16 protein-coding genes are annotated in these 14,904 nt (G+C 64.8%); 7 read left to right on the plus strand and 9 right to left on the minus strand.

The annotated features are described in order from the left end of the window. The first annotated feature begins 1 nt into the window (after position 1). From ACT531_RS08930 to nagZ, 7 genes are all read left to right on the plus strand, one after another. Positions 2–364 (plus strand): DUF4845 domain-containing protein, encoded by a 363-nt coding sequence (locus ACT531_RS08930; RefSeq protein WP_422849084.1) that lies wholly within the window; start codon positions 2–4, stop codon positions 362–364. Next, positions 365–1,048 carry a ribonuclease III gene (rnc, locus tag ACT531_RS08935; protein ID WP_015013199.1) on the plus strand — a complete coding sequence of 228 codons (684 nt, stop codon included), beginning with the start codon at positions 365–367 and terminating at the stop codon, positions 1,046–1,048. Further along, the gene (gene era, locus ACT531_RS08940; RefSeq protein WP_476017189.1) at positions 1,045–2,049 is read left to right on the plus strand and encodes a GTPase Era; all 1,005 of its coding nucleotides are present in this window, start codon (positions 1,045–1,047) and stop codon (positions 2,047–2,049) included. Before rnc ends, era begins: the two co-directional genes overlap by 4 nt. Positions 2,050–2,141: 92 nt before the next feature. Further along, on the plus strand, positions 2,142–2,906 hold the full coding sequence (gene recO / locus ACT531_RS08945; protein ID WP_476017190.1) for a DNA repair protein RecO: 765 nt from the start codon (positions 2,142–2,144) through the stop codon (positions 2,904–2,906). Beyond that, the gene (locus ACT531_RS08950) at positions 2,903–3,685 is read left to right on the plus strand and encodes a pyridoxine 5'-phosphate synthase (protein ID WP_476017191.1); all 783 of its coding nucleotides are present in this window, start codon (positions 2,903–2,905) and stop codon (positions 3,683–3,685) included. Before recO ends, ACT531_RS08950 begins: the two co-directional genes overlap by 4 nt. Before the next feature lie 58 nt (positions 3,686–3,743). Next, positions 3,744–4,151 (plus strand): holo-ACP synthase, encoded by a 408-nt coding sequence (acpS, locus tag ACT531_RS08955; protein ID WP_422849088.1) that lies wholly within the window; start codon positions 3,744–3,746, stop codon positions 4,149–4,151. Between the two features lie 63 nt (positions 4,152–4,214). Further along, complete coding sequence (gene nagZ, locus ACT531_RS08960) at positions 4,215–5,306, plus strand: beta-N-acetylhexosaminidase (protein WP_295940502.1); 1,092 nt, start codon at positions 4,215–4,217, stop codon at positions 5,304–5,306. Between the two features lie 60 nt (positions 5,307–5,366). On the opposite strand, the gene ACT531_RS08965 is transcribed toward nagZ, so the two are convergent. From ACT531_RS08965 to ACT531_RS09005, 9 genes are all read right to left on the minus strand, one after another. Next, entirely contained in the window at positions 5,367–6,035 is a 669-nt protein-coding gene (locus ACT531_RS08965; RefSeq protein ID WP_291441529.1) for a mechanosensitive ion channel family protein, read from the minus strand. Between the two features lie 62 nt (positions 6,036–6,097). Then, the gene (locus ACT531_RS08970; RefSeq protein WP_476017192.1) at positions 6,098–7,132 is read right to left on the minus strand and encodes a GGDEF domain-containing response regulator; all 1,035 of its coding nucleotides are present in this window, start codon (positions 7,130–7,132) and stop codon (positions 6,098–6,100) included. Between the two features lie 63 nt (positions 7,133–7,195). Next, positions 7,196–8,740: a lysine--tRNA ligase gene (gene lysS, locus ACT531_RS08975; RefSeq protein WP_476017193.1), complete on the minus strand. Its 1,545-nt coding sequence runs from the start codon at positions 8,738–8,740 to the stop codon at positions 7,196–7,198. A 64-nt stretch (positions 8,741–8,804) separates the two neighbouring features. Next, positions 8,805–9,437 (minus strand): sugar transferase, encoded by a 633-nt coding sequence (locus ACT531_RS08980; RefSeq protein ID WP_476017194.1) that lies wholly within the window; start codon positions 9,435–9,437, stop codon positions 8,805–8,807. A gap of 2 nt (positions 9,438–9,439) precedes the next feature. Further along, a complete protein-coding gene (locus tag ACT531_RS08985) occupies positions 9,440–10,606 on the minus strand; it encodes a DegT/DnrJ/EryC1/StrS family aminotransferase (protein ID WP_476017195.1) in 1,167 nt (388 codons plus the stop codon). A gap of 5 nt (positions 10,607–10,611) precedes the next feature. Beyond that, entirely contained in the window at positions 10,612–11,964 is a 1,353-nt protein-coding gene (locus tag ACT531_RS08990) for a UDP-glucose dehydrogenase family protein (protein WP_476017196.1), read from the minus strand. Continuing rightward, positions 11,961–12,698, minus strand: a complete 738-nt coding sequence (locus tag ACT531_RS08995; protein ID WP_476017197.1) for a class I SAM-dependent methyltransferase — start codon at positions 12,696–12,698, stop codon at positions 11,961–11,963. Before ACT531_RS08995 ends, ACT531_RS08990 begins: the two co-directional genes overlap by 4 nt. 30 nt (positions 12,699–12,728) lie before the next feature. Then, positions 12,729–13,760, minus strand: a complete 1,032-nt coding sequence (locus ACT531_RS09000; protein ID WP_476017198.1) for a glycosyltransferase family 2 protein — start codon at positions 13,758–13,760, stop codon at positions 12,729–12,731. Between the two features lie 63 nt (positions 13,761–13,823). Further along, the gene (locus tag ACT531_RS09005; protein ID WP_476017199.1) at positions 13,824–14,903 is read right to left on the minus strand and encodes a glycosyltransferase; all 1,080 of its coding nucleotides are present in this window, start codon (positions 14,901–14,903) and stop codon (positions 13,824–13,826) included. Between the last annotated feature and the right edge of the window lies 1 nt (position 14,904).

Consider the following 14,904-nt stretch of genomic DNA (forward strand, 5'->3'; position numbering starts at 1 on the left):
AATGAAGACACATCGCATCGCTAGCCGCTCGCGCCAACGCGGGTTGTCGTTTTTTGGACTGATTTTTGTGGGGTTGATCGCCGTGGCCGCGTTTGCTATCGGCGGGCAGTCCGTGCCTATCTTTCTGGAGTACAGCGCAGCTAAGAAGGCCATCGAGAAAGCCAAAGTGGAGACGACGGTGCCCGGTGTGCGCGCTGCTTTCGACCGCGCGGCGGCTATTGACGACATCACATCCATCAAAGGCTCTGACCTCGAAGTGACTAAGCGCGGCGATAAGGTGATCGTTTCTTTCAAATATTCGCGCGAGATCCCCCTGGCGGGTCCAGCCTATCTGGTCTACCGCCTTGAAGCGCAGACCAACTAGGTGCAGGCCGGTCTCTTGGCGCTGCAGGGTCGCCTGCAGCATGTATTTTCTGATCCCTCGCTGCTCCAGCGTGCCACCACGCACCGCAGTTTCTCGGCCGACCACAACGAGCGGCTTGAATTCTTGGGCGATTCCGTCTTGAATCTGGCGGTGGCCAGTTTGTTGTACCAGCGGCTGTCGGCCTTGCCGGAGGGTGATCTTTCGCGCGTCCGGGCCAATCTGGTCAAGCAAGACACGCTGCACCAGTTGGCTGTGCGGCTCAAAGTGTCCGAGGTGCTGCGTCTGGGCGAGGGCGAGGCCAAGTCGGGCGGGCAGCAGCGGCCCTCCATCCTGGCGGACGCATTGGAAGCCCTGATCGGTGCGGTGTATCTGGACGCTGGTTATGCCAGCGCAGAAGCCCTGGTGCACCGCCTTTTCCAGGGTGTGGAGATCAATCCGCAGATGCAGGCAGCGTCCAAGGACGCGAAAACCGCGTTGCAGGAGTGGCTCCAGGGCCGCAAAATGAAGCTGCCGCAGTACAAGGTGGTGGCGACGGTGGGGGCAGCTCACCGCCAGACCTTCGACGTCGAATGCGATATTCCCGAACTGGGCCTGACCGAGCGTGGCATCGGCGGGTCCCGCAGGGCGGGCGAACAAGCCGCTGCTGCGGCCATGCTGGCCACATTGAAAGCAAAAAATTTATGAATGACGCTACCAAAGATGTAGCAGCTGACGACGGCGCTGAAAGCGCCCCAGTGCAAGATGATCTCGAAGCCATGCTGGCTGCGGCCGGAGCTCCCGCTGCAGTGCACGGCCAACGCTGCGGCGTGATCGCCATTGTGGGCAAGCCCAACGTGGGCAAGTCCACCCTGCTCAACGCCCTCGTGGGGCAGAAGATCAGCATCACCTCGCGCAAGGCGCAGACCACGCGCCACCGCATCACGGGCATCCGTACCCTGGATCAGACGCAGTTCATTTTTGTGGACACCCCGGGCTTCCAGACCCGGCACGCCACCGCCCTCAACAAGTCGCTGAACAAGACCGTGATGGGCGCGATTGGCGACGTGGATCTGATCCTCTTTGTGGTCGAGGCTGGCAATTTCACCCTGGCCGACGCCAAGGTGCTGTCGCTGTTCAAGCCCGGCATCCCCACGCTGCTGGTGGCCAACAAGCTGGACATGGTGCATCGCCGTGCCGAGCTGGCCCCCTGGCTCAAGAGCATGCAAGAGCGCCATCCGTTCGCCGAATTTGTGCCCATGTCGGCCAAGAACAAGGGTGACATCGAGCGCTTGTTCGGCATCTGCGCCAAATACCTGCCCGAGCAGCCCTGGTGGTATGGCGAGGATGAACTGACCGACCGCAGCGAGAAGTTTCTGGCGTCCGAAACGGTGCGCGAGAAGCTGTTCCGCTTTACGGGCGACGAGCTGCCCTACACCTCGACCGTGGTCATCGACAAATTTGACGAGGAAAAAAGCAAGCAGCACAAGCGCTTGGTCAAGATCGCCGCCACCATCGTGGTGGAGCGCGAGAACCACAAGATGATGGTCATCGGCGACAAGGGCGAGCGCCTCAAGCGCATTGGTACCGAGGCCCGCCAGGAGTTGGAAAAACTCATGGACGCCAAGGTGTTCCTGGAGCTGTGGGTCAAGGTCCGCTCCGGCTGGGCCGATGACGAAGCCCGGGTGCGCTCCTTCGGCTACGAGTGAATCCCGAACGCTAACGCTCCCTTCCTGCTGCTCGCGCACACCGCAGCAGGCGTCACAGGCGATCCTTTCCCTCCCTCCATCCCTGCAGTACCGTGGCCGTAGCCAAGCGCGTTTCCGATGAGCCTGCGTTCGTGCTGCACAGCTACGATTGGAGCGAGTCCAGCCTGATCCTGGAGGTCTTCTGCCGCCAGCAAGGGCGAACTGCTCTGGTGGCCAAAGGGGCCAAGAAGCCCAGCTCCAACTTCCGCCCGGTGCTGCTGCCGCTGCAGCCCTTGCTGGTGACCTACACGCTCACGGGCGATGGTCATGCGGACATCCATACGCTCAAGGGCGCTGAATGGGTGGGCGGGCATGTGATGCCAACCGGCGATGCCTTGCTGTCGGGCATGTACCTCAACGAACTGCTGCTGCGCCTGCTGGCGCGTGCAGACCCGCACCCAGCCTTGTTTGATGCCTATGCGGGCGTGGTGCGCGTGCTGGCCAGCGAACATGGCGATGCACTGGAGGCGGTGCTGCGCAGTTTCGAGCTGCTGCTTCTGCGCGAGATCGGCCTCTTGCCCAGCCTGGACGTGCAGACGATGACCTTCGACCCCCTGAAGCCCGACACCCGCTACACGCTGGTGCCCGAGGGCGGCTTGCGCGCTGCGTCCGCCGTAGACCGCGCAAGCCTGACAGGCAGCCAGTGGCGGGCCTTGCAGCGTGGCCTGGATGATGTGGCCAGCTACACGGCCACCTTGCGCGCTTGCGCTCCCGTGGCAGCTGAACTCAAGCCGCAGCTGCGTGCCCTGCTGCAATACCATTGCGGTAGCCCGACGCTGCGCACCCGCCAGCTCATGATCGATTTGCAGGCCCTATGAACCCATCCTCCCGTTCCCTCCAGCGCACCGCCTTGTCCGTCAACGTCAACAAGGTGGCCCTGCTACGCAACACGCGCCATCTGGGCATTCCCAGCGTCACCCGCGCGGCCGAGCTGTGCCTGAAGGCGGGGGCCCAGGGCATCACCGTGCACCCCCGCCCCGACGAGCGTCATATCCGCCGCCAGGACGTGTTTGAGCTGGCAACGCTGATGAAGGCCTGGCCCGAGCGCGAATACAACATCGAGGGCAACCCTTCGCAGAACCTGATGGACTTCATCCGTCAGGTGCGCCCCCACCAAGCGACCTTTGTCCCCGACAGCGAGGACCAGTTCACCAGCGACCACGGCTGGAGTTTTCCGAAAGATGCCGAGCGCCTGGCGCCCCTGGTGGCCGAATGCAAGGCGCTGGGCGTGCGCGTGAGTCTCTTCATGGACCCGGTGCCCGAGCAGATGGCCGCCGCCAAGGCGGTGGGCGCTGACCGGGTGGAGCTGTACACCGAGCCCTATGCTGCCGCCTGGGGCTCGCCGCAGCAGGCGGTGGAGCTGAAACGCTACGCTGCAGCCGCCCAGGCGGCGCTGGATGCAGGCTTGGGCGTGAATGCGGGCCATGACCTCAACCGGGACAACCTGGCGGCCTTTGTGCGCGAAGTGCCGGGCGTGCTCGAGGTCTCGATCGGCCATGCGCTGATCGCCGATGCGCTGGAGCTGGGCTACACAGCCACCGTACAGGCCTACCTGGATTGCATTGCACAGGGGTTTGCGGTTGCTGGAGACTCCTGATTTGATAGCTGCAACTGCATATTGCACTAGCGCTTGCAGCCATTTTTGTTGAAATTCCATGATCTACGGCATCGGTACCGACATCTGCGACGTGCGCCGCATCGCGGCCGGCCTGGCCCGCCACGGCGACCGTTTTGCAGAAAAGGTGCTGGCCGATGGCGAACTGGCCACCTGGCGCGAACGCAGCGCGCGCTGGCCCGACCGGGGCTTGCGCTACCTGGCCACCCGGTTCTCCGCCAAGGAGGCCTTCAGCAAGGCGATTGGCCTAGGCATGCGGATGCCGATGACCTGGCGCCACTGCGAGGTCGCCAAGCTGCGCAGCGGCCAGCCCGTCATCGTGCTGCACGGCGCGCTCAAGGAATGGTTTGAGGCCCAGGGCCTGCAGGCGCACCTGAGCGTGACTGACGAGACCGACTACGCCGCCAGCTTCTGTGTGGTGGAGAAAATTCAAACCCAATCACCTTGAAGCGCTGGATTGATATGCGCTGATAGCTGTCCATTGAGTAGCAATTGCCCTTTGAAACCTTCCATGACTGAACACGCACCTCTGATCCTCGACGTCGCTGGTACCACCCTCAGCGCCGATGACCGCCGCCGCCTGGCGCACCCGCTCACGGGTGGCGTCATCCTGTTTGCCCGCAACTGGGAAAACCGCGCGCAGCTGCTGCAGCTCACCAGCAGCATCAAGGCCGTGCGCGACGACCTGCTGATCTGTGTGGACCACGAAGGCGGCCGCGTGCAGCGCTTTCGCACCGATGGCTTCACCCATCTGCCGCCCATGCGCGCGCTGGGCGAGATGTGGATGGACGACGGCAAGGGCGCCAAGGCCGTGCCCGGCAGCGGTGCCCTGCGTGCCACCAACGCAGCCACGGCGGCGGGCTATGTACTGGGCGCGGAGCTCCGCGCCTGCGGCGTGGACTTCAGCTTCACACCGGTGCTGGACCTCGACTGGGGCGAAAGTGGCGTGATCGGCGACCGCTCCTTCCACCGCGACCCTCGCGTAGTGGCGCTGCTCGCCAAGAGCCTCATGCACGGCCTGCTGCAGGCGGGCATGGCCAACTGCGGCAAACATTTCCCTGGTCACGGCTTCGTCAAGGCCGATTCGCACACTGAAGTTCCTGTGGACAAGCGCAGCCTCAAGGCCATCCTGGCCGACGATGCAGCGCCGTACCCCTGGCTCAGCAGCACGCTCACCAGCGTGATGCCGGCCCACGTGATCTACTCCAAGGTCGACAGCCGCCCCGCAGGATTCTCGCAGCGCTGGCTGCAAGACATCCTGCGCCGCGAGATGCGTTTTGACGGCGCCATCTTCAGCGACGACCTCAGCATGGAAGGGGCCCGCCGACTGGACGGCCAGGTGGTCAGCTACACCGATGCCGCTGTGGCGGCGCTGGAGGCAGGTTGCGACCTGGTGCTGTTGTGCAACCAGAGCGTGGGGGATGGCAAGGCCGTGGACGAACTCATCGAAGGCCTGGAAAAGGCCCAGCAGCAAGGCCGCTGGCAGCCGAGTGTGGACAGCGAATCCCGCCGCCTGGCGCTGCTGCCCGAAACCCTGCCGCAGGCCTGGGACGAACTCATGTACCAGCCTGCTTACCTGCAGGCGCTCGACCTGTTGCCCTGACCTGGTTGGTAATGAGGCGTTGGGTGCGGCGCCGTCCCGCGCGGCGCTGCCCCTTCACCGCTAAGGCGTGTTGAAAGGCCCTGGCGTCACCGGCGTCGGTGCGGCCGGGGAGGCGTTGGCTACAGCATCCGCGGCGGTAGCCGGTGGTGTGGGTGGGGCAGGGGGCGGTGGCACCCCCTGAAACCGGCGCACCACGCGCTGGAACACCAGCGCATTCGGAATCTGCAGCCAAGCCACGTGGCCGGATGTTGCGCCGTGGTCTTCCAGTGTGGTGTAGAGCAGGTTGATGTCCACCACCCGTCCCTTCGCGCCCGGCTTTTCAGCAGTGTCCAGCACCTCGATGTAGTCGCCAATCTTGAAGGGCCGCACGGTGAAGATCAGCAGCGCGCAAAACAGGTTGGACAGCACGCTCCAGGCCGCGAAGAACGCTACCGCCCCCACCGTGGCAAACCCGGTGAACGCAGTCCAGAGCACCGTGGCGGATACCCCCATGCGCTCCAGCACCAGCAGCAGCGCGCTGGCAATGATGATCCACCGGATGAGGCCGTTGATGGGCACCACCAGCTCATTGGGCAGCTGGTAGTGCGCACTGGCGCGGCGTACCAAACGGCGCAGCGTGCGCTGCAGCAACCAGGCTGCGAACAGGATCAGCAGGATTTGCGAGCCGGGGATGATGACTTCGAGCCAGTCCTGCATCCACTCAGGCAGTCGGGTTTTCAGAACTTGCATGCGGGAGACGGCGGTACGTGCGTTGCGTTCGGTCGCGTCAAACGAGAAAAAGTGGAAGAAACTCAATGGCGTAATTGCTCCAGGGTGTCCATCTGCATTTCAAAACTGAAAAAGCGGTTGCGGCCCTGCGCCTTGGCGGCATACAGCGCCTGATCGGCCCGCATGATCATGCTTTCGGCGTTGGTGCTGTCATCGGGCACGCAGGTGGTGATGCCGCCCGACAGGGTCAGCGTGTCGCCCAGCGGGGAGCCCGCGTGCGGAATGGCGCGCACCTTGAGCAACTGCCCCAGCGCGCGCGCAAACGTCATCGCGCCGGAGCGGGGCGTGTTGGGCAGGATGAGGGCGAATTCCTCGCCGCCATAGCGCGAGGCCACGTCCCGGGGGCGTACGCAGACTTCGCGCAGCAGGCGGCCCACTTCCTTCAGGCAGGCATCGCCTTGCACGTGGCCGCTGGCGTCGTTGAACAGCTTGAAGTGGTCCAGATCGCAGAGCATCAGCGTGAGCGGCGTTCCGTCGCGTCGTGCGGCCAGGATCTCGTTGTGTAGGATGCGGTCGAACCCGCGGCGGTTGACGAGGCCGGTGAGGGCATCTATTTCCACCATCTCATTGAGCCGCTGGTTGACAGCATGCAGCTCGGCAGACATCGACACCAGCCGTCGGCGCATGTCCAGCAGGCGCCGCATGGCACGCAGCTTGGCCATCAGCACGATGGGTTTGACCGGCTTGACGAGGTAGTCGTCGCCGCCCACCTCGATGCCGCGCCACACATCCAGTTCGTTGTCCAGGCCCGACAGAAAGATGATAGGTGTCCAGTCGCCGGCCTCGCTCTCGCGCATCTGCTGCGCTACCCAGTAGCCGTCCTGGCCTGGCAGCTTGATGTCCAGTAACACCAGGTCCGGCCGGTGTGTCTTGAACAGATGCAGCGCGGCCTGGCCTTCAGGCGCTTCGAAGATGTCGGACACACCCGCCCGCCGCAGTTCGGCCACCAGCGCCGCGCGCACGGAGCCCTGGTCCTCGACCACCAGCACCGAAAAAGCATTGCCCGAGGGCAGGGGCTCGTTGGCAGGGTAGGGGGCGTTGCTGGAGCTGAAGGGCACGGTGTGTCTCCTTGGTGCCGGGGGCGAGGACGGTCAAGACCGCCCCCAGGGCAAATCCAGGCCTCAGGACTCGCGGCGCAGCGCAGGGAACAGGATCACGTCGCGAATGCTGGGGCTGTCTGTCAGCAGCATCATGAGGCGGTCAATGCCGATGCCGCAACCCCCCGTCGGTGGCATGCCGTATTCCAGTGCGCGCACGAAGTCGTGGTCGTAGAACATGGCCTCGTCGTCGCCGCTGTCCTTGGCCGCCACCTGGGCGTGGAAGCGTGCGGCCTGGTCTTCGGCGTCGTTCAGCTCGCTGAAGCCATTACCGAACTCGCGGCCCGTGATGTACAGCTCAAAGCGCTCGGTCACCTCGGGGCGGTTGTCGTTCGCACGCGCCAGCGGCGAGATCTCGGTCGGGTGCTCCATGATGAAGGTGGGCTGCCACAGCTTGTCTTCCACCGTTTCTTCAAAGTACAGCACTTGCAGGCTGGCCAGAGTTCGGGTGGAGAGCTTGTCCTTCTCTTCCGTCATTCCCAGCTTCTTGAGCGCGCTGATGATCCATGCTGCATCGTCCACATGGGCGCCGGCTTCGGTGTACTGGAAGATGGCTTCGCGGATGGTCAGGCGGGCAAACGGCTGGGACAGGTCCACCGCGCGGCCCTGGTAGGTCATCTGCAGCGAGCCAGTGGCCTTGAGCGCCACTTCACGGATCAGCGTTTCGGTGAAGTCCATCAGATCCAGGTAATTCCAGTACGCCGCGTAGAACTCCATCATGGTGAACTCGGGGTTGTGGCGCACCGAGATGCCTTCGTTGCGGTAGCTGCGATTGATCTCGAACACACGCTCAAAACCGCCCACGATCAGGCGCTTGAGATACAGCTCAGGCGCAATACGCAGGTACATCTCCTGCTCTAGCGCGTTGTGGTGCGTGACAAACGGCTTGGCATTGGCGCCGCCCGGAATGGGGTGCAGCATCGGCGTCTCGACTTCGAGGAAGCCATGGCTCACCATGAACTCGCGCAGGCCGCTCACGGCCTTGCTGCGGGCCACGAAGCGCTTGCGGGCCTGCTCGTCGGTGATCAGGTCCACATAGCGCTGGCGGTATTTCTGCTCCTGGTCGGCCATGCCGTGGAACTTGTCCGGCAGCGGTCGCAGGCTCTTGGTCAGCAGGCGCAGGCTGGTCACCTTGACCGACAGCTCGCCAGTCTTTGTCTTCATCAGCGTGCCCTCGGCGCCCAGGATGTCGCCCAGGTCCCAGTGCTTGAAGGCCGCATACAGATCTTCGCCCACGGCGTCGCGGGTCACATACAGCTGGATGCGGCCACCCACCTCGCCCAGCGAGCCGTCCTGGATAGTGGCAAAGCTGGCCTTGCCCATCACGCGCTTGAGCATCATGCGGCCAGCCACGGAAACGTTCACCGGCGTGGCTTCCAGCGACTCGTTGGTGGCCGCGCTGTGTTCCAGGTGCAACTGCGCCGCCTTGTGGGCGGGCTTGAAGTTGTTGGGGAAAGCAACGCTACCGCCGTTGGCCTGGGCTTCGCGCAGAGCGCGGAGCTTTTCGCGGCGCTCGGCGATGAGCTGGTTGTCGTCCTGGGGTGCGGGGGCGTGGATTTGGTCTGACATAGGTGCCGTCGGTGCGGAGCTTGGAGTGGAGGGCTGCGTTCAGCCGAACCGTTGATTTTATCGGTTACGCACTGCCTGAAGGTCCTCTGCCCCCGGACGGGGGGGCGCTCCAAAGCGCAGATATGGTTCTGGCGATGATTTTCAGATCCGCCCACAGCGTGTGCGAGCGGGCGTATTGTGCCGCGTAGCGCAACTTGACGGGGAGAATCTCTTCGACATACGTGCGCTCGGGGTCGCTGCTTTGGCCCAACAAAGTGCTTTCGTCGCGAAATTCGATGGATGCGTGGTCTGTGATGCCCGGACGCACACTGAGTATCAGCTCCCTCAGGTCACTGGGGTAAAGCGCGACATAGTGAGGCACTTCAGGCCGGGGGCCGACGAGGCTCATCTGGCCGAGCAATACGTTCACCAGCTGCGGCAGTTCATCTGCTTTGGTACGCCGTAGCCAGTAACCGGCGCGCGTAATGCGGGCGTCTGCACCGATCGTAATGGCGGGGCCATGAGCCGCTGCACGCTGGTGCATGGTGCGGAACTTGTAGATGTGAAACAGCTTGCCTGCCCGTCCTACGCGCTGTTGCCGAAAGAGCGCAGGGCCGGGTGAGTCGCAAACCACCCACAGCGCCACCGCCAGCAGCAAAGGTGTGAGCAATACCAGCCCAAGCGCAGCAAATACCAGGTCGAACAACCGCTTGGGCATGGTCAGCCCAGCACCTCGTGCAACGCTTCAATCACACGTTCCTGGTCGTTGTCGCTCATGGCAGTAAACAGGGGGATGCTGAGCATCGACTGGTAGGCTGTATCGGCCACAGGAAACATCGTGGGGGTCAGCTGATACCGGTCGCGCCAGTACGGGTGTCGGTGTAGGGGGACATAGTGCACACTGGTACCGATCCCCCGATCCGACAGTGCCTGGATGACCTCGTCGCGCCCCAGCGGTGCATCGGCTCTCAGCCGGATGACGTACAGGTGCCAGGCATGGGTGTCGCCGTGTGGCGCGCTGGCGGGCAAGGTCAGCGGTAGTTGTGCGAGCTGTTCGTGATACCGGTGGGCGAGTGTCTGACGCCGTTGCAAGAATTGCGGCAACCTCGCCAGCTGCTTTACGCCCATGGCGGCGGCTACGTCCGTCATGTTGTACTTGAAGCCTGGCGCAACGACCTCGTAGTACCACGCCGGGGTTTTGGAAGTGAAACGGTCAAACGCATCGCGGTTCATGCCGTGCAGGCGCATCACGCGCATGCGCTGGGCCAGGGCTGCGTCGCGCGTTACGGCCATGCCGCCTTCTCCAGTGGTGATGGTCTTGTTGGCGTAGAAGCTGAACACCGTCACATGAGACTGCAGCTGCCCTACCAGCGTGCCGCGCCACGTGGTGGGTAATGCGTGGGCCGCGTCTTCCACCACCTTCAAGCCGTGTTCTTTGGCGATGGTGAGGATCGCATCCATGTCGCACGCCAGGCCACCGTAGTGCACGGGCATGATGGCTTTGGTGCGGGGCGTGATGGCGGCGCGGATTTTGGCGGGGTCGATGTTCAGAGTGACAGGGTCCACATCCACCAGCACCGCATCGGCCCCTATGTAGCGCACTACCTCCGCCGTGGCGGTGAAGGTGAGTGTGGGCGCAATCACTTCATCTCCCGGGCCAATGCCCAGGGCCTCCAGCGCCAGATGCAGCCCGGCCGTAGCCGAATTGACAGCCACGCCTTGCAGCCCGCCACCCAGGTAGTCCACAAAGTTCTGTTCGAATTGGCGCGTGACGGGGCCTGTAGAGACCCAGCCGGAGCGCATGGCCTCGGTCACGGCGGCGATTTCGGCGTCGCCAATGTCAGGGCGGGCGAAGGGGAGGAAGGGTGTGGTGGAAGCGGAAGACATGGTGATCAGGAATGTTGAGGGGGGACGGATGACACCGCAGCCCGTCCAATAGGGTAGTACTCCAGCCCAGCGCTGCGCATCGTGTCTGACTCAAACAGGTTGCGCCCATCAAACACCACCGGGTGCTTGAGTGTGGCGGCCATGTGAGAAAAGTCAGGGCTGCGGAATTCCTTCCACTCGGTGACGATGACCAGCGCATCCGAGCCCGCTAGGGCCGCATCGGCTTGGGGTGCATAGTACAGGTGCGGCCGTGGGCCCAGCACGGCCTGCGCTTGCAGCATGGCCTGCGGGTCATAGGCCACCACTTCGGCACCCCGCGCCAGCAGTTGCTCTATCACCTTCAGGCTGGGCGCTTCACGCATGTCATCGGTACCGGGCTTGAAGGCCAGGCCCCACAGGGCAAAGCGGCGGCCTTGCAAGTCGGGGCCAAAGCGGGCGACGATCTTGTCGATCAGCACCTGCTTTTGTCGCTGGTTCACCGCCTGCACGGCTTGCAGAATCTGCAGCGGCTGGCACGCGCTTTCGCCCGTTTGGATCAGGGCGCGTACATCTTTGGGAAAGCACGAGCCGCCGTAGCCGGTGCCCGCGTACAAAAAGTGCGTGCCAATGCGCGGGTCGGTGCCGATGCCGGTGCGCACCTGCTCAATGTCTGCCCCCAGCTTTTCGGCTAGCAGGGCCAGCTCGTTCATGAAGCTGATGCGCGTGGCCAGCATGGCGTTGGCTGCGTATTTGGTGAACTCGGCACTGCGCACATCCATCTCGATCAGCCGCTCGCGGTTGCGCATGAAGGGGGCGTACAGGGTGCGCATCAGGGCGGTGGCGTGCTCGTTGTCGCTGCCCACGATCACGCGGTCGGGCCGCATGAAGTCCTGCACCGCAGAGCCTTCTTTGAGGAACTCAGGGTTGGACACGACGGCAAAGTCGGGCGTTAGCCCGCGTGCGGCCAGCACCTGCTTTACCTCCTTCGTCACAGCATCGGCCGTGCCCACGGGCACCGTGCTTTTGTTGATGATCAGCTTGTAGCTCTGCATCCGTTCGGCCACGGCCCGTGCAGCGGCCAGCACATGCTGCAGGTCGGCCGACCCATCCTCGCTGGGCGGTGTGCCCACGGCAATGAACTGCAGCAGGCCGTGCGCCACGGCGGTGTCGATGTCGGTGGTAAAGCGCAGTCGCCCGGCCTGGGCATTGCGCGCCACCACATCGCCCAGGCCGGGCTCGTGGATGGGCATTTCGCCCCGGTTCAGCGCGGCGATGCGCTGGGCGTCCAGATCGAGGCAGACCACCTGGTTGCCCATTTCTGCCAGGCAAGCGCCAGTGACCAGACCCACATAGCCGGTGCCGATAACAGTGATTTTCATGACGGTAAAGCGGTAGGCCCCGTACTGAGGGCTGGTTTCACCGCCCAGGTCAGGCGGTGGGTGCGCAAAAAGGGCAGCAGCGCGGCGCAAGGCGCAATCATGCCGCCGGGAAGGCGGCGCGCCACGGGCGGTGCCAGCGTGAGGCGGCGGGAATGCAGCCGGGCCTGCGGGAACAGCCGCTGCACTTCGGCCAGCGGCACGCCCTGCACATCGGGGTTGCGCGGGTTGTTGACGACAAAGTCGTACACCAGCACGCCGCCACCGGGGACCACCCACTGCCACATCTGCTGCGCAAGCGCGATGCGGAAGGGGGCGTCGAGCAGCGAGCTGAACAGGGTGAACGCGAGAACAGCCTGCTGGCTGCCAGGGGCGATGGTGGCGCTGGCCGCATCGCCCGCGTGGATGGCCAGTGTGGCGGGCAAGGTGGCACGGGCCTGGGCGGCGCGTTCGGTCAGCAATTCCAGCCCTTGCAGGCGCTGGGGCGCTGCGCCCAGGCGCACCAGGTCGTGCAGGTTGCCGCCAGTGCCGCAGCCCACTTCGGTGATGTGCAGGCCCGCCAGGCTGTGCCAACCGTGCGTGCGCCACAGCTGCACCATGGCGCGCAGCCGTTCTTGCTGCGCCTGCAGGGCCGAGGCGCTGGCGTACAGGCTGTAGTGTTGTGCGTCGGCCACCGCATTGCGCCGGGCGTAGCGGGCCTGCACGGCGGCGGGTTCGTGGGAGGGGTCGAGGCTCATGGGGAGGCGTGCTGCGGTTGGGTACAGGCTTTAGCGCGTGATGCGCGCAAACTGGGCCGAGGGCTGGCGGCCCCGCAGCACATCCCACAGGCCACGCCAGGTGCCCAGGCCGTAGGCGACGTGGTAGGCCGCAATCACCACCGGCAGGCGCGGTAGGGTGTGCCACTGGCCTGCAGCGCGGGCGGCCAGCACCGAGGCTGCGCCCACATAGCCGCCATACGCTGCCAGCAGCACTGCCAGTGGCCATGCACTGACGGGGCTGATGGCAACAAAGCCCAGCACCGCGGCCACAAAGGCCGCTGGCACCAGCTGCCGCACCGAGCCCGGCTGGCCGTGCTTGCGCATGACGAAGGGCCGCCAGTAGCCATACTGCCGTTGCTGGGCAAACAGGTGGCGCAGCGAATCGCGGGGGCGGTAGCTCGACTGGATGCGCCCGCTTTGCCAGATGCGCGCGCCGCCCAGGCGCAGCCGCAGGTTGTACTCATCGTCCTGGTTGCGCACCAGGGTTTCGTCAAAACCGCCAAAGCGCTCCAGCGTGGCGCGGGGCCAGCATCCCAGGTACACGGTGTCTACGGGGCCTTCGTAGGCTGTATCGCGCGACAGCGCCCCGCCCACCACCCAGCGGCTCTGGAAGGCGGCAGCAATGGCACTACCCATGGCACCGCGCCCTTCGGCCACCCAGGGGCCACCCACGTTGTCGGCCCGGGTGCGTTCCAGCGCCGCCAGGCACTGCGCCAGGTAGTCGGGTGCAAACTGGGTGTGCACATCCAGCCGTGCCACCACGCTGCCACGCGCCAGGCGCAGGCAGGCATTGAGCCCGGTGGAGACGATGCGGCCTGGGTTGTCCACCCAGCGCAGGCGCGGGTCGGCCGCGCAGCGCTGCTGCAGCCGCTCGCGCGTGCCGTCATCGCTGCAACCGTCAGCCACCAGCACTTCCATCTGCCAGCCGGGGGGCAATTGCTGCTGCAGGGCGCTGTCGCAAAAAGCATCGATGTGCGCAGCCTCGTTTCGGCAGGGCACGATGACGCTGAGCAGCTGGGGCTGGGCGGGCTGGGTGAACATGGTTGCTATATTTTATGTAGCTGCCAGCGCTTGATTGGATTGCGCTAGAAGCCTATTTTCTTGTTAACTGGTGCCCGTGTGTGTCGCAGGGCGCTTCAACAGCCCACGGTACAGCGCATGCATGCGGTCCATTTGCACGGCGCGGTCGCCCTCTTGCTGAATGCGCTGGGCATTGTGCTGACCTGCCACATGCGCTGCGGCGTCGTCGTGCGCCAGTGCGGCCAGCTTCTGCGCCAAGGCATGGCTGTCCTGTGCTGGTACCAGCGAGTCAACAGGCAGCCACTGGGCGTTGGCCTGGAGCTGGGTGGCCACCACGGGCAGGCCGCAGGCCATGCTTTCGAGCACCGAGACCGAGGTGGCATCTTGCGTGGGCACCGACACCGAAACCTTGCATCGGGCCAGCACGCGGGCCATGCCGGCGTCGTCGAGCCGTCCGTGAAAAGTCACTGCTTCGCCCAAGCCCAGGCGGGCGACTTGCTCGCGCAGGGCGGCCTCCAGGCTGCCGCCGCCCAGCAAGTGCAGGTGCACAGGCAAAGCAGGCTGCTGCGCCCGCAGGTGCGCCAGGGCGTCGATGATGGTGGCGATGTTGTAGTTGGGCTCCCACGAGCGCAGGCTCACGATCTCGAAGCCGGGTTTGTCTGGCCACGGCGCAGGCCCAAAACGCGCCAGGTCCACCCCCCAGTGGATGCAGTGCACCGCAGCGCGTGGGTGGTAACTGTGTGCCGCATCGACCAGGCTTTGTGAATCGCCGGTAATGAGGTCTGCGCGGCGCAGCGTCCAGCCGGTGAGCCAGCGCATCCAGGGGCTGGTGTGGGGTGTCACCAGCAAGTCGCTGCCCCAGGCCGTCATCACCAGCGGGTGGCGGCCGCAGCGTGCGCCCAGGTAGCCGTAGGACGTGGTGTAGTGCGCGTGCACGATGTCAGGGGCCAGCGCCTGCACAGCGCGGCATGCCTCGCCTGCGCGCAGCAGCCAGTGGGCAGAGCGGTGCACGGGGCGCAGCACCTGCTGCTCCACACCATCGATGGGCCCGGGCCGTGCGGTGACCAGCGAGACGCGGTTGCCGCGTACCTGCATCTCACGCGCCCAGCGCTGGATGTGGGGGCTGGTGGCATCGCCCAGCAGGCACAGGTGGATGGGGGGCATT

It is taken from the genome of Acidovorax sp. DMC1 (genome assembly GCF_056314325.1).